General features: G+C 61.6%; 27 protein-coding genes and 1 riboswitch. Of the genes, 16 read left to right on the top strand and 11 right to left on the bottom strand.

Annotation, left to right across the window (positions count from 1 at the left end):
- Positions 1-20 precede the first annotated feature (20 nt).
- Positions 21-1316 (bottom strand): serine hydrolase domain-containing protein, encoded by a 1296-nt coding sequence (locus tag JV201_RS16945; protein WP_371316162.1) that lies wholly within the window; start codon positions 1314-1316, stop codon positions 21-23.
- Positions 1317-1570: 254 nt separating this feature from the next.
- Here JV201_RS16945 and JV201_RS16940 point away from each other — a divergent pair, with 254 nt between their 5' ends.
- Complete coding sequence (locus JV201_RS16940) at positions 1571-3664, top strand: EAL domain-containing protein (protein WP_102604784.1); 2094 nt, start codon at positions 1571-1573, stop codon at positions 3662-3664.
- Here JV201_RS16940 and JV201_RS16935 read toward each other — a convergent pair.
- Positions 3642-4508 (bottom strand): LysR family transcriptional regulator, encoded by an 867-nt coding sequence (locus tag JV201_RS16935; protein WP_087694167.1) that lies wholly within the window; start codon positions 4506-4508, stop codon positions 3642-3644. The genes JV201_RS16940 and JV201_RS16935 overlap by 23 nt on opposite strands.
- 92 nt (positions 4509-4600) lie before the next feature.
- On the opposite strand from JV201_RS16935, the gene JV201_RS16930 reads away from it, so the two are divergent.
- Complete coding sequence (locus JV201_RS16930; protein WP_219407196.1) at positions 4601-5155, top strand: DUF4865 family protein; 555 nt, start codon at positions 4601-4603, stop codon at positions 5153-5155.
- Positions 5156-5195: 40 nt separating this feature from the next.
- Here the strand turns inward: JV201_RS16930 and JV201_RS16925 are convergent, their stop codons facing one another.
- Both JV201_RS16925 and JV201_RS16920 read right to left on the bottom strand, forming a co-directional pair.
- Positions 5196-5924: a CbtA family protein gene (locus JV201_RS16925; protein ID WP_032899583.1), complete on the bottom strand. Its 729-nt coding sequence runs from the start codon at positions 5922-5924 to the stop codon at positions 5196-5198.
- 15 nt (positions 5925-5939) lie between these two features.
- A complete protein-coding gene (locus JV201_RS16920) occupies positions 5940-6152 on the bottom strand; it encodes a CbtB domain-containing protein (RefSeq protein WP_003208073.1) in 213 nt (70 codons plus the stop codon).
- Positions 6153-6183: 31 nt separating this feature from the next.
- Positions 6184-6323, bottom strand: a riboswitch (cobalamin riboswitch).
- A 27-nt stretch (positions 6324-6350) separates the two neighbouring features.
- Here JV201_RS16920 and JV201_RS16915 point away from each other — a divergent pair.
- The 3 genes from JV201_RS16915 to JV201_RS16905 are packed head-to-tail and all read left to right on the top strand — an operon-like array spanning position 6351 to position 8460.
- Positions 6351-6914: a histidine phosphatase family protein gene (locus tag JV201_RS16915; RefSeq protein ID WP_219405754.1), complete on the top strand. Its 564-nt coding sequence runs from the start codon at positions 6351-6353 to the stop codon at positions 6912-6914.
- Positions 6915-6972: 58 nt separating this feature from the next.
- The gene (cobF, locus tag JV201_RS16910) at positions 6973-7728 is read left to right on the top strand and encodes a precorrin-6A synthase (deacetylating) (protein ID WP_003208076.1); all 756 of its coding nucleotides are present in this window, start codon (positions 6973-6975) and stop codon (positions 7726-7728) included.
- A gap of 12 nt (positions 7729-7740) precedes the next feature.
- On the top strand, positions 7741-8460 hold the full coding sequence (locus JV201_RS16905; RefSeq protein WP_177008244.1) for an alpha/beta hydrolase: 720 nt from the start codon (positions 7741-7743) through the stop codon (positions 8458-8460).
- 146 nt (positions 8461-8606) lie between these two features.
- Here JV201_RS16905 and JV201_RS16900 read toward each other — a convergent pair whose 3' ends face one another.
- Positions 8607-9185, bottom strand: a complete 579-nt coding sequence (locus tag JV201_RS16900; RefSeq protein WP_219405753.1) for a hypothetical protein — start codon at positions 9183-9185, stop codon at positions 8607-8609.
- 72 nt (positions 9186-9257) lie between these two features.
- On the bottom strand, positions 9258-11066 hold the full coding sequence (locus JV201_RS16895) for a monovalent cation:proton antiporter-2 (CPA2) family protein (protein WP_102604789.1): 1809 nt from the start codon (positions 11064-11066) through the stop codon (positions 9258-9260).
- Between the two features lie 359 nt (positions 11067-11425).
- On the opposite strand from JV201_RS16895, the gene JV201_RS16890 reads away from it, so the two are divergent.
- From JV201_RS16890 to JV201_RS16880, 3 genes are all read left to right on the top strand, one after another.
- Complete coding sequence (locus JV201_RS16890) at positions 11426-11791, top strand: type II toxin-antitoxin system RelE/ParE family toxin (protein ID WP_219405752.1); 366 nt, start codon at positions 11426-11428, stop codon at positions 11789-11791.
- Positions 11784-12089: an XRE family transcriptional regulator gene (locus tag JV201_RS16885; RefSeq protein ID WP_003208085.1), complete on the top strand. Its 306-nt coding sequence runs from the start codon at positions 11784-11786 to the stop codon at positions 12087-12089. The genes JV201_RS16890 and JV201_RS16885 overlap by 8 nt, the downstream gene beginning before the upstream one ends.
- A gap of 116 nt (positions 12090-12205) precedes the next feature.
- Positions 12206-13102, top strand: a complete 897-nt coding sequence (locus tag JV201_RS16880) for a LysR family transcriptional regulator (protein WP_257903234.1) — start codon at positions 12206-12208, stop codon at positions 13100-13102.
- Here the strand turns inward: JV201_RS16880 and JV201_RS16875 are convergent.
- Complete coding sequence (locus tag JV201_RS16875; RefSeq protein ID WP_003208087.1) at positions 13092-13493, bottom strand: RidA family protein; 402 nt, start codon at positions 13491-13493, stop codon at positions 13092-13094. The genes JV201_RS16880 and JV201_RS16875 overlap by 11 nt on opposite strands.
- A gap of 181 nt (positions 13494-13674) precedes the next feature.
- On the opposite strand from JV201_RS16875, the gene JV201_RS16870 reads away from it, so the two are divergent.
- Complete coding sequence (locus JV201_RS16870; RefSeq protein ID WP_008437056.1) at positions 13675-15228, top strand: DUF726 domain-containing protein; 1554 nt, start codon at positions 13675-13677, stop codon at positions 15226-15228.
- Between the two features lie 41 nt (positions 15229-15269).
- Positions 15270-16589: an Nramp family divalent metal transporter gene (locus JV201_RS16865; protein WP_003208090.1), complete on the top strand. Its 1320-nt coding sequence runs from the start codon at positions 15270-15272 to the stop codon at positions 16587-16589.
- A gap of 10 nt (positions 16590-16599) precedes the next feature.
- Here JV201_RS16865 and JV201_RS16860 read toward each other — a convergent pair whose 3' ends face one another.
- The 3 genes from JV201_RS16860 to JV201_RS16850 all read right to left on the bottom strand — a co-directional run bounded on the left by JV201_RS16860 (position 16600) and on the right by JV201_RS16850 (position 18416).
- Positions 16600-16977, bottom strand: coding sequence for a type II toxin-antitoxin system VapC family toxin (locus tag JV201_RS16860; RefSeq protein WP_219405751.1), 378 nt, complete (start codon positions 16975-16977; stop codon positions 16600-16602).
- Entirely contained in the window at positions 16974-17345 is a 372-nt protein-coding gene (locus JV201_RS29805) for a type II toxin-antitoxin system Phd/YefM family antitoxin (RefSeq protein WP_008437059.1), read from the bottom strand. Before JV201_RS29805 ends, JV201_RS16860 begins: the two co-directional genes overlap by 4 nt.
- A gap of 138 nt (positions 17346-17483) precedes the next feature.
- Positions 17484-18416: a LysR family transcriptional regulator gene (locus tag JV201_RS16850; protein WP_023658922.1), complete on the bottom strand. Its 933-nt coding sequence runs from the start codon at positions 18414-18416 to the stop codon at positions 17484-17486.
- Positions 18417-18534: 118 nt separating this feature from the next.
- Between JV201_RS16850 and JV201_RS16845 the strand changes: the two genes are divergently transcribed.
- From JV201_RS16845 to JV201_RS16835, 3 genes are all read left to right on the top strand, one after another.
- On the top strand, positions 18535-19020 hold the full coding sequence (locus JV201_RS16845) for a DMT family transporter (protein WP_008437061.1): 486 nt from the start codon (positions 18535-18537) through the stop codon (positions 19018-19020).
- Between the two features lie 4 nt (positions 19021-19024).
- On the top strand, positions 19025-19480 hold the full coding sequence (locus tag JV201_RS16840) for a DMT family transporter (protein ID WP_003208100.1): 456 nt from the start codon (positions 19025-19027) through the stop codon (positions 19478-19480).
- Between the two features lie 92 nt (positions 19481-19572).
- Positions 19573-19743, top strand: a complete 171-nt coding sequence (locus JV201_RS16835) for a metallothionein (protein ID WP_008437063.1) — start codon at positions 19573-19575, stop codon at positions 19741-19743.
- A gap of 117 nt (positions 19744-19860) precedes the next feature.
- On the opposite strand, the gene JV201_RS16830 is transcribed toward JV201_RS16835, so the two are convergent.
- A complete protein-coding gene (locus tag JV201_RS16830; RefSeq protein WP_003208104.1) occupies positions 19861-20103 on the bottom strand; it encodes a DUF6555 family protein in 243 nt (80 codons plus the stop codon).
- Between the two features lie 116 nt (positions 20104-20219).
- Here JV201_RS16830 and JV201_RS16825 point away from each other — a divergent pair, with 116 nt between their 5' ends.
- The 3 genes from JV201_RS16825 to JV201_RS16815 all read left to right on the top strand — a co-directional run bounded on the left by JV201_RS16825 (position 20220) and on the right by JV201_RS16815 (position 22237).
- Complete coding sequence (locus JV201_RS16825) at positions 20220-20984, top strand: helix-turn-helix domain-containing protein (RefSeq protein ID WP_102369315.1); 765 nt, start codon at positions 20220-20222, stop codon at positions 20982-20984.
- Between the two features lie 89 nt (positions 20985-21073).
- The gene (locus JV201_RS16820; protein ID WP_003208108.1) at positions 21074-21247 is read left to right on the top strand and encodes a DUF1427 family protein; all 174 of its coding nucleotides are present in this window, start codon (positions 21074-21076) and stop codon (positions 21245-21247) included.
- 30 nt (positions 21248-21277) lie between these two features.
- Positions 21278-22237, top strand: coding sequence for a zinc-binding alcohol dehydrogenase family protein (locus JV201_RS16815; protein WP_219405750.1), 960 nt, complete (start codon positions 21278-21280; stop codon positions 22235-22237).
- The last annotated feature ends 17 nt before the right edge of the window (positions 22238-22254 follow it).

The following is a 22254-nucleotide window of genomic DNA, read 5'->3' as shown; positions in this document are numbered from 1 at the left end:
CTCCACGGTAAGAGAGACGGTCAGTGTGGCTTGGACATTAAAAAAGCCGCCATGGCTGCATAGGCGGGCAAGGTCACCCCATCATTGGCGGCGTTGCCGGCCACCGGGTGGGAGGCATAGCGAACAATCACCATTTCAGCCTTGGGGTCGATGTAGATGCTCTGGCCATGCACCCCGCGGGCCATGAAGGCGCCGTCGGGATTGTGGGTTACCCACCACATGTTGCGATAGCTCCAGCCCTTCAATTGAGCGTAGCCGGCCTGGGCGAACGCCTGCTTGTCGCCGCCCTGGCGAATATCCGTCACCACGTTTTCGGGCACGATCTGCTGGCCATTGAAGCGCCCGCCGTTGCGCAGCATCTCGGCAAACCGGGCCAGGTCCCGCAGCCCGGTGTTCAGGCCGCCACCGGCGAAGGGTGTGCCGATGGAGTCGACGGTGAAGTAGGCGTCCTGTTCGGCGCCAAGCCGACTCCAGATGCGTTCGCTGAGCAGTTGCGCGACGTTGCGCCCGGTCGCGCGGGCAATCACCCAGCCGAGTACGTCGGTATTGACGGTCTTGTAGCCGAAGGCACGCCCGTGTTCGCCACGCTGCTTAACCGTTTGCAGGAACTCGTAGTAGCTGCGCGGCCCGGTGTAGTCCTTGGGTTTGGGCAGCGGGTTGCCGGCCTGGGCGTGGGCCCAGACTTCGGCGTTGGGGTCGGCATAGTCTTCGCTGTAGTCCAGGGCGGTGGTCATGTCCAGCACCTGGCGCAAGGTGGCGCTGCCAAAGGCCGAGCGGCCGAGTTCGGGCACATAGTCGACGATCTTTTTCTGTGGGTCCAGGGTGCCATCGGCCACCAGCATCGCGCCCAGGGTACCGATCACCGATTTGGTGACCGACATGGCCGCGTGTTGCCCATCCTCCTTGAGCACCCCGAAATAACGCTCATAAACCACCGTGCCGCGATGCATCACCACGATGCCATCGGTGTAGGTGGCGTCCAGGGCCTGGCGCCAGGTCAGCGGCTGGGCTGCACCCACTGGCTGCACGGGGATTGCATCGAGTGCCGGGTCGAGTTTGCGTGGCAATGCCAGCGGTGCGCCGAGCCCGCGGGAGACGTTCACCGTGGGCATCAATTGGCGAAAGTTGGCGACACTCCAGCGCATCGCCGGGAAGCGGAAATAGCTGCCGTCTTCAAAGCGTACGGTGCGGTCGGCCGGCGGCGGTGCGCCGACCATCCATTGCAGCCTGGCCGGGTCGCTGGCCTGGGCATCGGCGAAGGTCGGGGTGGCGGCGCCGGCCAACGGGCTGGTCAGCCCCAGCAGCGCACAGGCCATGAGGGGAGTGAATCGCAGCATCAGTCGAGTCCGTTCGAGGGGGGCGTCGTTTTTTACGACAACCAGTGCGCCAAAGGATGGGCCAACCCGAGCCAATCGACAAGCAGCAAGCCCCTGCGGTGATTCTGAATAAATGCGCCAGGGGCGGCAAAAGCCTTTCGCTTGCGGTGTCAGGGCGTGTAGCGTTACCCCGTGATAAGGCGACAGCCAGGTGTTATTTTGCGACCCTGGCATCAGGGACCGAGGGACAGGTGATGGCGCAAACGCTGTTCAAGCTTTTCTTCACCCAGCGGCTGGCGGCCCTCGCCAGTACCGAGTCGTTGCGGGCCATACGCGAGGGGCTGTTGTGGATCCTGCCGTGCCTGCTGGTATCGGCCGGTTTCCTGATCCTGTCCGAATGCGCCCGAGTGCTGGGTTTCGACCCTCAGGTGGTGGCCTTCCTGGCGGGGTTGCACAACCAGATCAGCTCGGTAATCCCGCTGCTGGTGGCAGCCTCCATCGGTTACATGCTCGCTATCCAGCACCGCCTGCCGCAACTCCCGGTAGCGTTCCTGTGCCTGGCCCATGTAGTGATTGCCACGTTTGTGCTGCGGGATTTTCCCCGAGCCTCGGCGACCTTCGTGTTGTTCATCGCCATCGCCTCACCGCTGATCAATGTGCCCGCCATCGCCTGGCTGCATCGGCGTCGCTGGACGCGGTTGATCAACGAAGACCTGGTGGGGCACAACCTCAAGGGCACCCTCAATATGGTGGTGCCGGGGGCAATCACGGCGCTCGGGCTGGTGCTCGTGCTGTCGTTGCTGTTGCAGATTCCGCAGGTGGCACAGCTTCAGGGGCCGCAGGTACTCGATGCATTGGAGACGCCCTATGGCAGCGGCCTGTTTGTGACCCTGATGAATTCGCTGCTGTGGTTTTTCGGGATCCATGGGGTCTACGCCATGCAGCCGTTTTTTGATGTGCTGGACCAGGCGGTCGGGCTCAATAATGCGGCGGTGGCCGCGGGCGAGCCGGTCAAATATCTACTGAATGGCGGCTTGCTGGGCAGTTTCGCGTTTATCGGCGGTTCGGGTGGTGCCCTGTGCCTGCTGCTGGCGATCCTGCTGTTTTCCAAAAGCCGGTCCATGCGATTGGTGGCGATGGCGAGCCTGCCGTTGTCGTTGTTCAATGTCAGTGAAGTGCTGTTGTTTGGCTTGCCGATCATTCTTAACCCGCGGCTGTTCATTCCCTTTCTGGTGGTGCCGGCGTTCAACGTGATACTGGCGTTGATGGTGGTGCAGATTGGCTGGGTGTCGCCTGCGGTGGTGAGCGTGCCATTTACTGCGCCGGTGTTGCTCAACGCCTACCTGAGCACCCACGGCGATCTCGCGGCAGTGTTGCTGCAGGTGGTGTTGCTGGGGGTTGGCATGCTGATCTATGCGCCCTATGTGCGCGCGATCAACCGCCAGGCCACGGAGGGCGGCACGGTGTATTTGAAGTCGCTGGACATGACCTTTCGCGGCCTGGAAGAAAAAGGCCGCTTGCTGGAGCTGGACCCGGTGATGGCGTCCCACAAGGCCCAGGCGCGCCAGGTCAGCGAGTTGAGTCATATCCAGCAGATCAGCGACTATGAGTTCTACCTCGAATTCCAGCCGCAGATTTCCACCCGGACCGGGCTATGCACCGGTTGCGAAGCGTTGATGCGGGCCCGGGACGCCGAAGGTACGGTGCATTCACCCTGGGAGTTCCTGCAATGGCTGGCCCATGCCAGGTTGATGCCCGACGTGGATGTGTGGGTGGCATCCCAGGCTGTGCGCCAGTACCAGAAGTGGCAGAAGGTCGGGTTTACGTTGCCGATGACGATCAATATCTCCAGCGCCACGCTGACTACCCCGGCGTATGGTGATCGGCTGGTGGAGATACTGGCCCAGGCCCACGGGCAGGTTTCGGTGGAGATCACCGAGGATGCGCTGGTGGGCGATATCCAGGGCACGCGGCAGATGATCGAGAAGCTCCAGGCGATTGGTGCCAAGGTGTATATCGACGACTTCGGCACCGGATTTTCAGCGCTGAGTTACCTGCACCAGTTCCCCGTGGATTTCATCAAGATCGATCGCAGTTTCGTGGTCGCCCAGCATGATCCAAAGGGCGCCCAGGTGTTGACCGGGATGCTGCGGTTCTGTGAGGCGTTGAACCTCGGGGTGGTGGTGGAGGGCGTGGAAACCGCCGAGCAACTGGCGTTTTTGCAGTCGGGCTCGGAACTGATCATCCAGGGCTGGTATTTCAGCAAGGCGCTGCCAGGCGATGAACTGGAGCGGTTCGTGCGCGGGCGGTATACCCAGATGCAATCTAACGCTCCAGAACCCCTCTGAAGGTTGCGCTCAACGCCCGCAATGTCTCGCGGGAGCGGCCATCGCTGATGCGGCTGTGCAGCACAATTTCACTGACGGGCAACGCCGGTAATCCGTACTGTTCGCTGACGTCCACGGCGCCCGCCGGCGCCACTCGCCGGGCCAGCGCCGCCACACCCAGGCCGGCGCTGACTGCCGCACCCACCGCCATTACGCCGCCGCCGACAAACACCTCGGTCCAGTCAATCCGCGCCTCATCCAGCGCGCGCACCGCCAGGTGTCGCACGCCGCAGGGCGAGGCCATGGTTGCCATGCGCAGAGGCGTGCCGGGCGTGTGCTGCCAGGTAGGCGCAGCGAACCAGCCAAAGCGCTCCACCACCAATACCTCACCGTCCTGGCGATCGCCTTCGTTGCGCACGATCACCGCGTCCAGTTCGTTGCGGTCGAACGCCGCCACCAGGTCGCGGGAGGAAGCAATCCGCACCTCCAGGATCACCAGCGGGTCATAGGCGGCCAGGCGGCTGAGCCACAGTGGCAGGTCCGGCCCGGCCACGTGGTCGCTGATGCCGATCACCAACCGTCGCGGGGCGCCATTGCCCATGTCACCCAACGCCCGTTCGTGGGCATTGAGCAATGCGCGGGCGGCGACGATGAACTGCTCGCCCTGGGGCGACAGACGTACATGCCGCGGTGTGCGCACCAGCAGGCGATAACCGAGGCGTTCTTCCAGGCGCTTGAGCTTGAGGCTGATGGCTGCCTGCGAGGTGTCCAGTGCCTGGGCCGCGCGGGTGAAGCTGGCGAAATCGGCGACCAGGACAAAGGCGTGCACGGTGTCGATATCCAGCGGCTTGAGTGCGTCGGTCATTTCAGTTCCTTATCACACCTATATCCGGTGATATCTTGCTGAAATCATGGGCGCTGCGCAAGCTGGACACTCATCTGAACAGGAGCGCCATGATGTTTGCCAAACAGTATTCACACCGCTTGCCAGCCGATTACGACATGGGTGTCATCCGTGAGCGGGCCGCTCGCCTGGGGCCGTTGTGGGATCATGCCGAGGGTTTGCTGTTCAAGGCGTTTATCGCCCAGGAGCGAGGGCAGGGGCCGGGGGTGGGTAACCTGTATTCGTCGGTTTATCTGTGGTCGGATCCTTTGCAGGCTGCGGATTTCTTGCTCGGCGAGCGCTTCCAGAAGGTCCTCGACAGTTTTGGCCAGCCGCACATTGAGTCCTGGTTACCGCTGGACGTGCAGCGAGGTCCGGCGCAAGACGCCTTGAGCCTGTATCGGGAGGAGTGGGCGCTGGCGCCGGGGGCGGACCGCGGGCAAATCCTCGCCGCAGAAAAGGCCCGCAACCAGCAGCTCGCGGACAGCAGCGATAACTTCGCGGTGTTTCTGGCGCTGGATGTGCAGGCGTGGAAGCTGGTGCGAATTACCTTGTCGGCCAAGGCGCTGGATGTGAACCATCCGGGCAATGGCTACGAGGTGTTATACCTGGCGCGGCCCGGGGTGTGAATGCCGGTAGCCGCCGATTCGTCGGCGGCTACCTGTACCGTCAGGAGTTGAGACGCGCCTGAGGCTGGCTCAGCTTGCGCTCGGCCACGGCGCCGAACACCAGGCCCAGGGTGGTCCACAGCACCAGTTGAATCCCCAGGGAAGCCACGCGGAATTTCCACAGCAACACTGCCGAGAACTGTTCCGGCACTTCGTTGATGGTCGGGAACAAGCTGCCGGCCACCGACACGATCACGATGTACAGCGCCACACCGAGAATCGCGCCTGCCCATAGGCCACGGCTGGCAATCAGCTTGCGCGCCGCGTTGATCGCAATCACCGCAGCCGCCACCGACACCAGCAGCATCAGGAAGAACAGCTTGGTGCGTTGCGCGATGGTGGCCGGGTCGCCCACCGATGGCGGGTTGGCCGGATACTTCAGCCCCGGCACCACGATGATCGTCACAAACGCCGCCAATGCCAGCAGCGCTGCCAAGCCACGGGGGCCGACCTTGCCAATGCGGCCCAGGGAGTAGGCGAACACCAGGGCGAAAATGCCACCCAGGGAGACGCTGTACACCACCACGCCGGTGAACAGGCCGAAGGTGCTTTGTACTTCGCGGCTCACCAGTTCTTCTTCCGGCGCGTCGCCGTGCATCTGTGCCATCTGATCTTCGAAGGCGATGGCCTTGTCGATCTGCGGCTCACCAAAGGTCTTGGCGAAGCCGAAGGCCAGGATGCCGGCGAGCAGGCCCACCAGCATCCCGCGAACGAGTAAATGCCCTGTCATGTCGTCACGCTCCAATCAATGGCAGGGGAAACCCAGCAGGTGGCGACCGTCATGCACAAACTCATGCACGTACATGCCTTTGAACACGGCCGTCGCGCCTTGCTCGGCGCCGACGAAGTAAATCGCGAGCAATAGCAGCAGGCCGCCGAAGATCGCCCAGGGCAGGATTTCGCCCAGGGGAATGGACGGTATTGAAACGTCGGAGCCAGTTGCAGCGGTATAAGCCATGAGAACCTCCAGGGATGACGCGTCCCGAAATGGATAGCGAGTTGGCTGAAACAGGGTCTGGCTTACGGCTAAAAGGCCGAATACAGTGGCGCGACCGCGCCGGCATTGAACCGGCTTCCTGTTGCAGAATAGTTGAAACATGTTGAAACAACTTCGCAAGTCTACGCTGACTGCACCTTAAAACCAGAGCGATTTGTCATGCAGGCCACCCGTTTGACCCTTGTTGCCCACGCCAGCACCCGTGCCCAGAAACAGGCACGCTTTGCGCTGGATGAGTCGGTGGAGATGGACTGGCAGCAGGCGGCGCTTTCCCAGGGGCAACGCTTCAAGCGTGCACCCCGGGTGCTGTGCGGCCCGGAGGCGCGGACCCGGCAGACGGCGGCGCTGTTTGCCGACGATGCTTTGGTTGAAACAGCCCTGCGCGATTGTGATTTTGGCCGCTGGCAAGGGTTGGCGATCGAGGAGGTTCAGCAGGCCGAACCCGAAGCGCTTCAGGCCTGGTTGACCGACAGCACCTCGGCGCCCCACGGCGGCGAGTCGGTAGTGCAACTGTGTGAGCGGATAGGGCAGTGGTTGCAGTCCCTCGAGCAATCCCCGGGGCATGTCGTGGCGGTGACGCATCCATTTGTGATCCGCGCAGCGCTGCTGCATGTCATGCAATGCCCACCCGCCATGTTCAACCTGATCGACGTGGAGCCGCTGTCATCCACCGAGTTACGCTTCAATGGCGGTTGGCGCCTGCGCCTGGAAACTCACGCCTGACGTCCCGAACATGGCAAAATCCGTTCCCCGCACCGAGACCACCCATGAAGACTTTCCCATGAAACGCATCCTGATCATCGGCATTGGCGCCGGCAACCCTGACTACATCACGATGCAGGCGGTCAAGGCGCTCAACCGCACCGACGTGTTTTTCCTGATGGACAAGGGCCAGAGCAAGGACAAGCTGATCGACCTGCGCCGGGAAATCTGCGAGACCTACATCACCGATCACGCCTACCGCTTTGTCGAGGCCGATTGCCCCGAGCGGGTGCGCGGTGATATCGACTACACCACCGCCGTGAAGGACCTGAACCGCGACAAGCAGCAGACCTTCGAACGGATGATCAATGAAGAAATGGCCGACGGCGAAGTGGGCGCATTCCTGGCCTGGGGCGACCCCGCACTGTACGACAGCACCATTCGTATCCTGCAGGCGATCCTCGCCAGCGGCAGCTGCGAATTCGAATTTGAAGTGATCCCCGGGATCACCAGCGTCCAGGCGTTGGCGGCGCAGCACAAAGTGCCGCTGAACCGCATCGGTCGCTCCATCGAAATCACCACCGGGCGCCGGTTGGCGGCGGGGCAGGCGAGTGATGCCGACACCCTGGTTGTCATGCTCGATGCCGAAGATTCCTACCGCACCGTGGCCGATCAGGACCTGGATATCTACTGGGGCGCCTACCTGGGCACACCGGATGAAATCCTGATCAGCGGCAAAGTGGCCGAGGTTGCCGAAGAGATTGAACGTGTGCGCAAGGCGGCGCGCCAGGCCAATGGCTGGATCATGGATACCTATTTGTTGCGCAAACCCTAGAGGTTGATGCTCATGCTCAAACTGATTGCCCTGACGGTGGCGCTGTTTACCGGCGCCGCACAGGCCGAAGACGTATTGCACACCGACCTGCCGCTGCCTTACCTGGAACAGACTCAAAGTGATGCCCGCAACGAGCCGCTGGTGATCTTCCTGCACGGTTATGGCAGTGACGAGGCCGACCTGTTCGGGCTCAAGGACCGCTTGCCGTCGACCTGGACCTACCTGTCTGCACGGGCACCGATGCCGGTGGAGGGCGGTGGTTATCGCTGGTTTCGCAAGAAGCCGGGCGATGGCGATTTTGATGGCGAGACCGCCGACCTGCAGAGCAGCGCCAAGCTGATCGAAGCCTTCGTCGCCCAGGCCACCACCAAGTACCACACCCAACCTGAGCGGGTGTTTCTGGTGGGTTTCAGCCAGGGTGCGATCATGTCGTACGAAGTCGGGTTAAGACATCCCGAAACCCTGCGCGGGATTTCGGCGTTGAGCGGCAGCCTGCTGCCGGTACTCAAGGCCGAACTCAAGCCGGATGCGCGACTGGGCAAGCTGGCGATTTTCATCGGTCACGGGACGCTGGACCAGGCGCTGCCGTACTACTCGGCAACGCGGGCCAACGAGGTATTGCAGGGGATTGGCCTCACCCCGGAATTCCACGGCTACCCGGGGATGATTCATACCGTCGGTGAGGCGGAGTTGCTGGACTTGAAGCAGTGGCTGGAAAAGAGCCTGCACTGAGTCCGGCGATGTGGACGCGGTCAAAAATGTGGGAGCGGGCTTGCTCGCGAAAGCGGTGGGTCAGTTAATACATGTGTTGACTGAAACACCGCTTTCGCGAGCAAGCCCGCTCCCACATTAGATTTTCATTGTCAGATTAAAACGGGTTATTTACCGCCGATAATCTGCTTCACCAACAGTGCATGACCGGCTTCATCATCCGCCCGGGAAATGGCCTGCACCACCAATTGGTGGCTGCCGGAGCCCGTCAGGAAGGTGGAACTCAGTGTCTTGCCACCGCCCATGGTCGCGGTGCTGTCGACCTGGCGCAGGGCCAGGCCTTTCACGGTGACTTTCTTCTCGGCGCCTTTCTTGAAGTCCGGCAGGGCGGCGCTTTGTTCCTTGACGAAATCCGCCACGGCACCGTCGAGGAACTGCGGGTCGTTGTCCTTGATCAGGCCGGCGACACTCGGTTTTTCGACGACGAAGATCACGCTTTTGGTGGCCTGGTCACTGTACATCGTGCCGCTGGCGCCTGCGGTGCCGTGCTCGGCATCACCGGCCGGCAGTGGGTCGGCCAGGTAGGACTTGGGCAGGTTGAAGCTGAACTTGCCATCCAGGGTGGAGATGGTCTGGGTGGCGGTCTTCTGCGCCGCTGGCTTGCTGGCGGCGAGGACTTGGCTGGCGCCGAAGCCGGCGGCCAGCGCTAGGGCCAAGAGGGCTGCGGTCTTGCTGAGGGTGGCCATGAAGCTCTCCAGGGATGAACGAAATTGCGCCGTATTCTGTCAGAAAACTCGCAAGATCGTTCATCTCCATCCCTACACCTTGTCGGACTCTTCCTCGATCCGGTCCATCTCAAACAGCCGTGCCAGTTCCGTCCGGGCTTCCTGGGCAGACTGCATCACCTTGGCCGCGTCGTCATACACGGCGTGTTGGGCCGCCAGCAATTGCAGGTCATGGTTTTTGAAGCGGCTGATGCGCGCGTCGGCCTGGGCCTGGGTCAAGCCAAGGCCCACCAGGGTGCGGCGGCTCATTTCCAGGCTGGAGTAAAACGTCTCGCGCACCGGTGACGCGTCGAGGTCCACCAGGCGGTGCACATGCTGGCGGTTACGGGCGCGGGCGATGATCTTCATGTGCGGGTAGAGGCTGCGTACCAGCGCGGCGGTCTTGATGTTGATCTCGGGGTCGTCCATGGCGATCACGAAAAACTCGGCCTGGTCGACTTTCGCTGCGTGAAGGATTTCCGGGCGCTGCGGGTCGCCGTAGAACACCGGCATGCCGCCGAAACTGCGGGTCAGTTCGATGGTTTCCACCGAGGTGTCGAGGGCAATGAACGAGATGTTCTGTGCCCGCAGGATCCGCGCCACGATCTGCCCCATGCGGCCCATCCCGGCGATCACCACCCGTGGCGCATCGCTTTCGATGGCACGGTATTCCTCGGGCACTTCCACCGGCTTGGCCTTGGGCTTGAACAGCTTCGGGCAGAGCAACAGCAGCAATGGCGTCACGGCCATGGACAGGGTGATGGTCAGCACCAGGATGTCGTAGAGGTGCGGCTCGAACAGGCCCTGGTCGCGGCCGATCTTGAACACCACGAATGCGAACTCACCACCGGCTGCCAGCACCACGCCCAGGCGCAGCGCGCTTTCAGGGTTCAGGCCGCCTGCCAGGCGACCCACGCAAAACAGCAGCGGCAACTTGATGGCGATCAGCAGCAGGGTCAGCCCCAGCACGATCACCGGCGCGCTGAACAGCAGGCTGATATTGGCGCCCATGCCCACGCTGATAAAAAACAGACCCAGCAGCAGGCCCTTGAACGGTTCGATCTGCGATTCCAGCTCATGCCGGTATTCGGAGTCTGCCAGCAGCAACCCGGCGAGGAAGGCGCCGAGGGCCATGGACACGCCCACCAGCTCCATCAGCCATGCGGTGCCGATCACCACCAGCAACGCGGTGGCGGTGGAGACCTCCCGCAGGCCGGTCTTGGCGACGATGCGAAACACCGGCCGCAACAGATAGCGCCCGCCGATGATCACCACGGCGATGCTGCCCAGTACTTCCAGGCCGTGTCGCAGGCCCTGGGAGGTGGTGGCGGGATGATCGCTGCCCGCGAGCAGCGGCACCATGGCGATCAACGGGATGGCGGCGATGTCCTGGAACAACAGAATCGCAAAGGCCAGTCGCCCGTGGGGCTGGTTGAGTTCCTTGCGCTCGGCGAGGCTTTGCAGGCCAAACGCGGTGGAGGAGAGCGCCAGGCCAAGGCCCAGCACAATCGCGCTGTTCCATGATTGGCCAAACACGAACAGCGCGACCACGCCGATCACGGTGCCCGTCAGCAACACCTGCGCCAGGCCTACACCGAACACTGCCTTGCGCATCACCCACAGACGCTTCGGTGACAACTCCAGGCCAATGATGAACAGCAGCAACACCACCCCAAGTTCGGAAAACTGACTGACGCTTTGCGGGTTGCCCACCAGGCCCAGCACCGATGGGCCGATGATCACCCCGGCCAGCAAGTAACCCAGCACGGCACCCAGTTGCAGGCGCTTGGCCAGGGGCACGGTCAGGACGGCAGCGAGCAGGAATACAACGGCCGCTTGTAACAGGTTGCCTTCATGGGGCATTGGGGACTCCGGGATCGTTTTGCTGAATCAACAGGTTTTACTGTAGGAGCGAGCTTGCTTTGCAGGTCCCAAGGCCTTCGCCTCCGGGTTCATTGGATGTCGTCCGGTTCTTTCGCGGCACTCTCCAAACTATTAATACCATTTATTTCAATGAGTTTTATGCACGTGGCGGTCGGGATCATCCGTGGTGCCGGCGCTGTGGTCGTGTCTTCAGCCGCGCGAAAGGGTGGTTTTTTATGGGCTGAGCATTGTGCGGGAATAATCTACAAACACTTTTCCGGGACAAACGGAAGCCTGTACACGCCAGGAACTCCTACAATTATGCCCTTGAGTTTATATTCCATGGATGGAATATTTGCATGAGTTGGGACATTGAATACACGGACGAGTTTGGAATCTGGTGGGGCGGTCTGGATGCAAAGGAGCAATCCTCAGTATCGGTCAGTGTGGATTTACTGAGCCTTCTGGGGCCAGGCCTTGGCTTCCCCCGCAGCAGCGATATCAAGGGCTCCAGGCATGGCTGCCTGCGAGAGTTGCGGGTGCAGCATGCCGGGCGGCCTTACCGCGTTCTGTATGCATTTGATCCGCGCCGGTGTGCCTTGTTGCTGATTGGCGGGGATAAAACCGGTCGAGGCCGTTGGTATGACGAATACGTCCCGCTGGCTGAGAAGTTGTATGACGAACATTTGGAAACACTGCTTAAAGAGGGCCGTCACCATGGCTAAAAAATTCAGTGAGCTGCAGGCTCGCATGACACCGCAAGCCCGGGCCGATGCAGAGCGCATCTTCCAGCAACACCTGAAAGAAATGCCCCTGCATGAACTGCGCAAGGCGCAACAGATGAGCCAGGATACGCTGGCCAAGGCGCTGAATATCAATCAGGCGGCAGTGTCCAAAATGGAGCGGCGTACCGACATGTATATCAGCACGCTGCGTAACTATATCCGCGCCATGGGAGGAGAACTGGAGATTGTCGCTACGTTTCCTGATGGCCAGGTAAAGATCGAGAACTTTGCCCACTGAGTCATCCGCTCCGTCAAAGCCCGGCCATGCGCCGGGTTTTCTGTTCGCTGAATGCCTGTCGTCATTGTGCAGCTTAATGGACAATACTCGCCATTCTCGCCCCATCGGACATCAACGTGAACCAACTTCTCGCCATGCGTGCCTTCGTCCGTGTCGTCGAAACCGGCTCCTTCAGCCGCGCGTCCGACCAGTTGGCACTGCCGCGTTCGACCGTCAGTAAACTCATCACGGACCTGGAGAAGCACCTTGGCGTCAAGTTGATGCATCGCACCACCCGTGCGCTGGCGGCGACGCCGGAGGGGTTGGAGTACTACAGCCACGCGCTGTGCCTGGTGGCGGAACTCGATGAACTGGACAATGCCCTGCGCGGGCAGAAGCTCAAGCCCGGCGGCCACCTGAAAGTGGATGCGCCGGCGTCCTTTGCCAATTGCCTGCTGATCCCGGCGCTGGTGGATTTTCATCGTGAGTACCCTGAGATCACCATCGCCCTGGGCATCAGCGACCGCGCCGTGAATATCGTGGGGGAGGGCGTGGATTGCGTGCTGCGCGCTGGCAAGCTCGATGACATGGCGATGATCGCCCGCAAGGTTGTCGACCTCGAGTACGTCACTTGTGCGGCCCCCGGCTACCTGGAGCGCATGGGTACGCCCGTGTCTCCCGAGGACCTCGAGAAGAACCACCTCAAGGCGGGGTATTTCTTTGCCGGGTCGGGTAAGCCGGAGCCGTTGATTTTCGAGAAGGGCGCGACTCGGTATGAGGTAGGCAACTGCGCGTTTTCCACCAACGAAGGCAACGGCCTCAAGGAAATGCTGCTCGCCGGCCTGGGCGTCGGGCAGCATTTCAAGACCATCGTTGACTACTACGTAGAGGCAGGCCATTTAGTCCCGGTACTCGAAGACTGGGCCCGGCCCGCCACGCCGTTGCACATCATCTATCCACCCAATCGCCATCAGAACGCCCGGCTGAAGGTATTTATCGACTGGGTGATCGAGCGGTTCGGCGTCAGGCAATAATCGCTGTCACGCGGATTTCAATGCGCATTGCCGGCAGCCCCAGGGCTTCTACTCCCAGCTCAGTCCAGATGGGGGCGTGATTGGGCATGTAATGGCGGTACCACTTGACCATCTGCTCGTTCACCTCCGGCGGGAAACCTCCCACGTGGTAGGAATTGACGTGTACCACATGCTCCCAGCCGGCGCCGGCTGCCGCCAGGGTGCGTTCGAGGTTTTGAAAGGCCAGGGCGATCTCGTCGGTGAGGGATTCGGGAATCTGGAACTCGTCATCCCAGCCGCCCTGGCCCGAGGTTTCGACGCGGTTGCCGATTTTGACCGCCTGGGTGTAATGCAGGGTTTCGCGTGCAATGTCGCCGTAACCGGGTGTGATGAAAAACTCGGGCTTGCTCATGGTGTTCCTCGGTTTCAGTGGTTGACCCGACAAAGGTTAATGGACTGAATCTGCGAACAAAATCCGCGTTTTGTGTCATCACTGTGCAGCGATATGGATAGTCCGAGTATCAGTTTTTCACATTCCCGTAGCCCGCCCTTTGTTACTATCGCCCTCCGTCGTCGCCAGGAGTCACCGTCACATGCAACACCAGTGGGATGAAATGCACCGCACCCGCAAGCCCACGTTTGTGTTGTGTGGCGAGCCCCAGGGGGATGTGCTCAATCTCTACGTGCATGGTTATTCGGCGTTCTTCAACCAGCAACAACTGGGTAGTTTCTCCCGGCAACTGGCAACCATCGAAGGCTCCACCAACCTGATGCTGTTCTGGCCGGCAGGGCATTTCCTGGAAAACCTGTTTGCGCCGTTCAAGGATGTGATTACCTCGATGTTGGGTGGCGGTAGCCTGGGTGCCGCAACCATCGGGGTGGGCAAGGCGATTGCCTATTTCCTCGACCACTACAAAAGCGTCGAGGCGCGGGTGGATGAGGTCGCCAAAAGCCTGCTGCCCGAATTGGCCAACTACCTCCATGGCGAGTCGATCAAGGTGCGGCAGATCAACCTGATCGGCCACTCCCTGGGCGCGCGCATCCTGGTCAAGAGCCTGCTGGCCAGCCCTGAGGTGGCCCGTGAGTTGCCGCTGAACAACCTGCTGCTGATGGGCGGTGCAATTTGTACCTCCAGCCCCTGGGACCTGGTCTCGGCGCCGCTCAGCGGTCGGGTGATCAACTGCCACTCGAGCAAGGATTGGGCGCTGGCGCTCAAGCCTGACACCGAGCGCTGCATCGGTCGTTATGCGATCCCGCTGACACCGGCGCTCAAGGCCAAGGTCGCCAACGTGCACCTGGCCACGTTCGACCACGCCGCGTATTGGCCGCAACTGAAGACGGTGGTGCAGTACACCGACCTGCTGCAGGAACGCCGGGGCATGATCCGCGCCGATCAACGCAGCAGCGAAGTGCGCTTTGCGGAAGAGGATGTCGAGCTGTTCCCGCTGCTGGTGCAGGCGCGGCCGGAGGAGTTGCAGTTTTTCGCCGAGCTGATGGCGCAAAAGCGCAGTGCCTCTATCGACGCCACCGTGCGCGAGCCCTTGAAGCTGGCCATCGAGTTGCAGCGCATGGGCGGCGACACCTTTATGAACCTGGCCCGTGGTCATGGCGTGAGCTATCGCGAAATCGCCCAGGACGTGGCGCAGCGGGTGGGTATCAAGTTTGATCAACCGATCGAGAAAGTGGCCCTTGCTGATCTGGAACTGCAGGTTGCCGAGCGGCTGATCGAGCAATACAAGGACAAGCTCAGCCAGGCTGATCGCCAAGTGTTCGAGGCAGAGTTGAAGGCTGCGGCACAAAAGGAACAGGGTTTTTTCAATCGTTTCGATGTCGGGCGCTCAGCCACCACTGCCCTCAGCGGGACCGCGCTGGCCGGGTTGACCGGGTTTATCCTGCGCCGGGGCGCGGCCACGGCCATTCCGGTGGTGGGGCAGGCGCTCGCGGCGGCGATGCTGCTGGTGACCGGCGTGCGGGCGTTTTCCGGCCCCGCGTATTCCATCACCACCCTGGCGGTGCTGGTGATCGGGGTGATTCGCGAGCGCCTGGAGCGTGAAGCACTGAACCAGGAGATGGATCTGGTGGTCCAGGTGGTAGAGGCATTTGATCTGCCCCGGGAGACGGTGATGCGTACCGTTGCGTCTGACTGATAAGCTGCGTTCACGTCTTGTGTGAAAGCCTGGTACCCCGCGTGAAATTCAGCCTGCCCAAAATCGCTACCGCCCCGTTCTGCCCGCCGGAAGTCGCCGGCTCCATCGTCGTTGATCCCCGTGCCTCGTTTTTCAAACGTGCGCTGATGTTTGCCGGCCCTGGCTTGCTGATTTCCATCGGCTATATGGACCCGGGCAACTGGGCCACCGCCATCGAGGCCGGTTCGCGCTACGGCTACAACCTGTTGTTCGTGGTGCTGCTGGCGAGCCTGGCGGGGATGGCGGTGCAGTGCCTGTGCTCACGGCTGGGTATCGCCACCGGCAAGGACCTGGCGCAACTGAGCCGCGAGCGCTACAGCCGGCGCTCGTCGTTCGTGCAGTGGATCCTTGCGGAAATCTCGATCATCGCCACCGACCTCGCCGAAGTCCTCGGCTGCGCCCTGGCGTTTCACCTGTTGCTGGGCGTGTCACTGACCACCGGGATTGTCATCACTGCCTTCGATACCTTGCTGATCCTGGCCCTGCAAAATCGAGGCTTCCGCCGGCTGGAAGCGATCATGCTGGCACTGGTGGCGACTATCGGCGTGTGTTTCTTCATCGAGCTGGTGCTGATCAAGCCTTACTGGCCCGACGTGTTTCGTGGTTTCACCCCGTCGTTGTCCGCCATCAGTGATGCCGCACCGTTGTACCTGGCCATTGGCATACTGGGGGCCACGGTGATGCCCCATAACCTCTACCTGCACAGCTCCATCGTGCAAACCCGGCTGGTCGGCAAGGACCTGGCCAGCCGCCAGGACGCGGTGAAATTGGCGCGTATCGATACCATCGGTTCCCTGTCCCTGGCACTGCTGGTCAACGCGGCAATCCTGATACTGGCCGCCGCCGCGTTCCACCAGACCGGCCACACTGATGTGGTGGAAATCCAGGACGCCTATCACTTGCTCGACCCGCTGGTGGGTGGCGTGTTCGCCAGCGTGCTGTTCGGTGTTGCGCTGTTGGCTTCGGGCCAGAGCTCCACGTTCACCGGCACCATTGCCGGGCAAGTGATCATGGAAGGCTACCTCAACCTGCGCATTCCCTGCTGGCAGCGACGCCTGATCACCCGTGGCCTGGCGCTGATCCCGGCGTTCCTCGGGGTGTGGCTGATGGGGGATGATGCCATCGGCAAGCTGCTGATCCTCAGCCAGGTGGTGTTGAGCCTGCAGTTGCCGTTTGCGTTGTTTCCGCTGATCCGCATGACGGGTGACAAGCGCCTGATGGGGCCGTTCGTCAACAGCTTGCCTACGCGGCTGCTGGCCTGGAGCTTGTTTGTGGTGATCAGCGGGGCGAATGCCTGGCTGATCGGGCAGTGGTTGTTTTGAGCGAAGTGAATTAAGTCAAAACGGCCAATGATGTGTATTTCGCCACCATCGGGTCGGCTGTCACTAACTTCATCGGCTCAATGACAGCCGTTGCAATGATGAGCCGATCAAACGGGTCCCTGTGATGGTGTTCAAGGTCCTTGACCGCGATGGCGTGCTCCGAGGTGATGGGCAGTTCCACGTAGCCGCTTTCCAGGCAGTATTCGCGAATTTCGTCCAGGTTTACGTTGAGCTTCCCGAGCCCGACCTTTATCGCCAGCTCCCAGAATGTGGCGGCACTGACGTAAATTTCAGCCGCGTTCTCGATCAGCTTTCTGGCCTTCGCTGGCAGTTTTGGATCATCGCTCAGGGCCCAAAGCAGGATGTGGGTATCCAGCAGTATTCTCATGGGTGGTTTCCCTCAAACGCATCCAGCATGTCGTCTGGCAATGGCGCATCGAAGTCATCCGGCACCACCAGTTTGCCCTTCATTGCGCCAATTCGCCGGCCTGTCGGTTTCCCGACAGGAACAAGGCGAGCCATCGCGCGCCCATGCTTGGCTATGGTGATGATTTGGCCGGCGGCGGCATCATCGACCAGTTTTGATAAATTATTTTTTGCTTCACCCAACGGTACGGTAATCATTTGGTCTTCTCGAGGTTTTGGCCAAATATAGCCAAAATTCCGTAAGCAGGCAAAGATCAACCGACTGCTGGCGGAGGGTGATTTTTGCGGGGACGATTGCAGGTTTCCGAACGAGTAATGACTGGCATCCATGACGTCTCTCCTGAAGGAATTCCTCGAAGTCTGCCCGAGTGCAAGCGGTTTTTGACCCGTGTTGTGGAAAATCAGATCGGACTTACTTGAAGGGGGATTTTTCCCGACAGTGCGGGCCGAATAGTTTCCCACAGTTGCTCAACGGTCCCAGTAAGGCACTGCCCCAAAACACTCGACGAAGTAATCAATCACGGTCCGCACCTTCAACGACAGCCGCCGGCTACCCGGCCACAGCGCAGCAATCTGTTGCGGCTCCAGGGTCGTCGCCACTTCATAGTCGCTGAGCACCGCCTGCAGCGTGCCGGCGCGCAGGCCTTCACCGATCAACCATGACGGGAACACCACCAGCCCCAGGCCTTGTTCGGCAGCGTGGGTCAGGGTGTCGGCGTGGTTGCCGGTGATCGGGCCCTTGACGCTGTAGGAGGTCCAGTCGCCCTGGTCGCGGCGGAAGAACCAGCGCTGCTGGCCGGTGACGCCCTTGTAGGCCAGGCACTGGTGGTTCACCAGTTCGTCCGGATGCCGGGGCGTACCGAAACGCTCCAGATAGCCGGGGCTGGCAGCGAGACGAAAGCGCTGGGGGGCGAAGATTCGCGCCTGCATGCCGGAATCGTTCAGCACACCGATGCGAAACAGCAGGTCTGTGCCGTCTTGCAACGGGTCGACGTAGGTGTCGGTTTGCTGGATATCCAGTTGCAGCTTCGGGTAACGCCGACACAGCTCCCCAAGCCACGGCGAGAGGTGGCGTTGGCCAAACACCATCGGCGCATTGATGCGCACCAGGCCGCTGGGTTCGCTTTCCTGTTCCTGCAACGCCTGGCCGGCGGCTTCCAGTTGCTCCAGCATCAATCGCGCATGCCGGCCCAGCAGGCGACCGGCTTCGGTAGGGCTGACCGCACGGGTATGGCGGTACAGCAACTGTTGGCCCAGGGCCTGCTCCATCAACTGCACCTGCCGGGAAATGGAGGAGGGCGCCAGGCCTTCGCGGCGTGCGACTTCGGAGAAGCTGCCGTAGTCCAATACCGCGACAAACAGGCGAAGCGCCTTGAAGCTCAGTTCGTTCAAACCCTGCATCATCACTCCATGCTGTGCGTATTGCGCAAAGGTGTTGTCGGCATGCTCCCATTTATCGCACAGCAGTGCCACCGGATAATACGCGCCATTGTTCCTCTCTCTAACGCGCAGGTGATGTATGCAGGCTTCTTCAGTGGCGGGTGTGGCTCAGGCCAAGCCCAAGACGTTTCTTCGGTTGTTGCTATTGCCGCTGGTGATCTTCGCCGGCATGGGCTTGTCGGTGGAGGCCGGCTTGCTGGGCCCGCTGGGTGTGCAGGTCGGCCACTTGTGGGCGACCTTGAGCATCTTCGGCGTCGGCTCGGCGATCCTGTTCCTGCTGTTGCTGTTCAGCGGCCCGCAAAAGGGCCCGGCGTTGACCGACCTGCCGCGCTGGCAATTGATCGGTGGCTTCCTGGGGCCGATGTACGTGGTGGTGCTGACCCTGGCGACCCCGCATATCGGGATCGCGATGACCATGATTGCGATCTTGTCGGGCCAGGTGGGCAAGAGCGTGCTGATCGACCACTTCGGCTGGTTTGGCACTGCCCGCAAGCGGGTCAACGTGGAGCGCTGGATTGCACTGGCGTTGATTGTGGTGGCACTTGTTCTGATTGCGCGAGGTTAAGGCGATGAACCTGATTCTGTTGTTGGTATTGGTAGTGGCCGCCGGTGCGGTATTGAGTGTGCAGGCCGCCATCAATGGCCGCCTCGGGCAGGCGGTGGGCGTATTGCGCAGCAGCCTGCTGACCTTTGTCGTGGGCGCGATCAGTACCGGGTTGCTGATTCTGTTCTTTGAGCCCGCCCACGCGGTCAGCCTGCTGGACGTGCCGAAGTGGCAACTGACCGGGGCGTTGTTCGGGGTGGTGTACATGATGGTGATGGTCGGCGCGGTCCCGATTGTCGGCACGGCAGTGGCGACGGTGGCGGTGATTGTCGGGCAGTTGGGCATGGGCATGCTGATCGATAACTTCGGCTGGCTCGGCAACCCGGCGATCGAACTGTCCGGCAGCCGCATCGTGGCGATGCTGTGCCTCGCGCTGGCCCTGGTGTTCATGTACCGCAGCAACGCTCGTCGGGCTGACTGACGGGCCTTTGAACCTTGAATCGTTGCCTATAGTCATTGCTTGAGGTGTCGGCGTTCGCCGCACCTGGACGACCACGAAAAAGGAGTCTGACCATGCAAGAGAAAACATGTGCCTGCCCCCACTGCAACTGCCAGTTGGGGAAAAACGCGGTGATGAAGGATGGCAAGGGCTATTGCTGCCAAGGCTGCGCCGAGCATCATGCCCATGGCGAGCCTTGTGCTTCGGCGACCGGGTGCGAGTGTGCCAAGTCGGCGCACGGCTAACGCTGGCTGCCTCCTGTAGGAGCGAGCTTGCTCGCGAAACACCCGAGAGCGACGCGGGGCACCAGGTGCCCCGCGTCATCGTTAACGACCWTCGCGAGCAAGCTYGCTCCTACAGTTTCACGCGCTGGGGCGCGCATCCGAGCGGCGCCATTGCACGTTTTCGATGCCGAATTTCTCGGCCTGGGGCTGGCTCGTCTTCTTCACCTGCTCACGGGCAAAGCGCCCGATGCGGCCTACGCCGGCGTCGCAGCTCGCCCAATGCCAGGCTTCGGCGTTGTCGAGTTTTTCCAGGCGGATGATGAATGACTTGGGCTGGCCATGCAGCGTGTAGTCGATCACGAAAAGTTTTGCGTTAGTCATGGATCCGTAAACCCTCCTTGTGTCTTTAAGTGACCCTGCGCAGGTGGTAAAAATTCACTCGGATCATCCGGTTCACGTCTTATCATGGCGCTCCATACTTGAACGATGTGTCTTCCATGGCCCTTGCCGCGCCTCCCGACCTCAGTGATCACGCCGTCCCCGTGCAACCCTTGGCGCGCACCTACCCGCGTGGGTTGTATGTCGAGCCCCATCAACACGATTGGGGCCAGTTGCTGTATGCCATGAGCGGCGTGATGTGGGTCGAGACACCCCGGGAAGCGCTGGTGGTGCCGCCCCAGCGCGCGGTGTGGCTGCCGCCGGGGGTCGAGCATGGGATTCGCGTGGTGTCGGACTTGCAGATGCGCAACATTTACCTGCGCCCGGCGCTGGCAGCGACGCTGGACAGTCAAGTGCAAGTGATCGAGGTCGGCGGGCTGCTGCGCGAACTGATCGTGGCGCTGGTGGAGCAGGGCGACAAGGGGGACCAGGCCTACTACGAGGCCGTGGTCGGCCTGGCCCTGCTGGAATTGCAACGGGCCCGGCGCTCGCCGATCCGCATCGCCTTGCCCGTGGGCGCCGACCGACGCCTGACCAGCGCCTGCCAGGCGGTGATGGCGTCACCGTCCCTGGACATTCCCTTTGAACAGCACGCCGAAGCCGCCGGCGCCAGCGTACGCACCCTGGCCCGGCTGTTCCAGAACAGCCTGGGCATGGGCTTTGCCGAGTGGCGCCGCCAGGTGCAGTTGGCCACCGCCGTGGCCGAGTTGATCCAGGGCCAGTCGGTCAGCGCGATCGCCCGTTCCCTGGGTTATTCGCCGAGCAGTTTCAGCGACATGTTTCGCCGTGAACTGGGGATGGCGCCGTCGCAGTATCCCGTCTGAGGCTTGGCCGAAATCCTGAAGCACTTGGCCGATGCTTCGGTTTCAGCCCCCCTACACTGACCGCATCAACCCTTGCTGCGGAGTGTTCCATGAATTACCTGATTTCCTTGGCCATCGGCCTGTTGGTCGGCGTGATTTACGGTGCCCTGGACTTTCGCTCGCCTGCGCCTCCTGCCATCGCCCTGATCGGGCTGATGGGCATGCTGATGGGCGAGAAGCTCTGGCCCATGGGCCGGCAAATGGTCAGCGCCTGGTTCTCCTGAAACCCTTTTTAACCTCGATGGATATTGGTCATGAAAGCACTGCAATTTTCCGCCACCGGCGATCTCGCTGCCCTTGCTTACGTTGATGTCGCCACGCCGGTGCCGGCGGCCGGTGAAGTCCTGGTGCAGATCAAGGCTGCCGGGCTGAACCCCAGCGACGTGAAGAACGTGCTCGGGCGTTTCCCCTACACCACGTTGCCACGCATTCCCGGCCGTGATTTTGCCGGGGTGGTGGTGGAAGGCCCACAGGAACTGGTCGGCCAGGAGGTCTGGGGCACCGGTCGCGACCTGGGTTTTTTCGCCGACGGTTCCCACGCCCAGTACCTCACCGTGTCGGCCAAGGGCGTGGCGCACAAGCCCAGCCATCTGAGCTTTGCCCAGGCCGCCAGTCTCGGCGTACCGTACACCACGGCGTGGGATGCCATTGAGCGCAGCGGTGTCGGCAAAGGTACTCGCTTATTGGTGATTGGTGCCAATGGAGCGGTAGGCAGCGCGGCGTTGGCCCTGGCGAAGATTCGTGGGGCTCAGGTGCTCGGGGCCGTGCGTCGGCCGGAACAGGTCGAGGCCTTGCGCGAGCAGGGTTTCGAGGGCTTGTTACTGGGCCAGCCGGAAGCGCTGGGAGGGCAGGTTAATGCGCTGTTCGGTACGGGCGCCGATGTGATCTTTGACACCACCGGCTTCTGGTTGCCGGCAGCGGTGGCGGCACTCGCACCTTTTGGCCGTATCGCAATCATCGCCGCGCCGGTGGACGGGCACGTGCAACTGCCGGCCCTGGCGTTGTACCGCAAGGGTGGTTCGGTGGTGGGGATCAATTCGCTGCTCTACAACTGCGAGCAATGCGCCGTGATGCTGGAGCAGTTCGGGCGGTTCTTCGATGAGGACTTGTTGCCGCTGCCGACCGGTTTGCGAGAAGTGTCGCTGGCCGACGGTGTGAAGTGCTTTGAGCAAGTGAACCAGGGCAGTGCCGACAAGATTATCTTCCTGCCCTGACCCGCTTATTGTGGGAG

The organism is Pseudomonas sp. Colony2, assembly GCF_019382755.1.
Taxonomy (GTDB): Bacteria; Pseudomonadota; Gammaproteobacteria; order Pseudomonadales; family Pseudomonadaceae; genus Aquipseudomonas.
The sequence above is the reverse complement of the archived record's forward strand: the minus strand, read 5'-3'. Positions and strand labels throughout refer to the sequence as shown.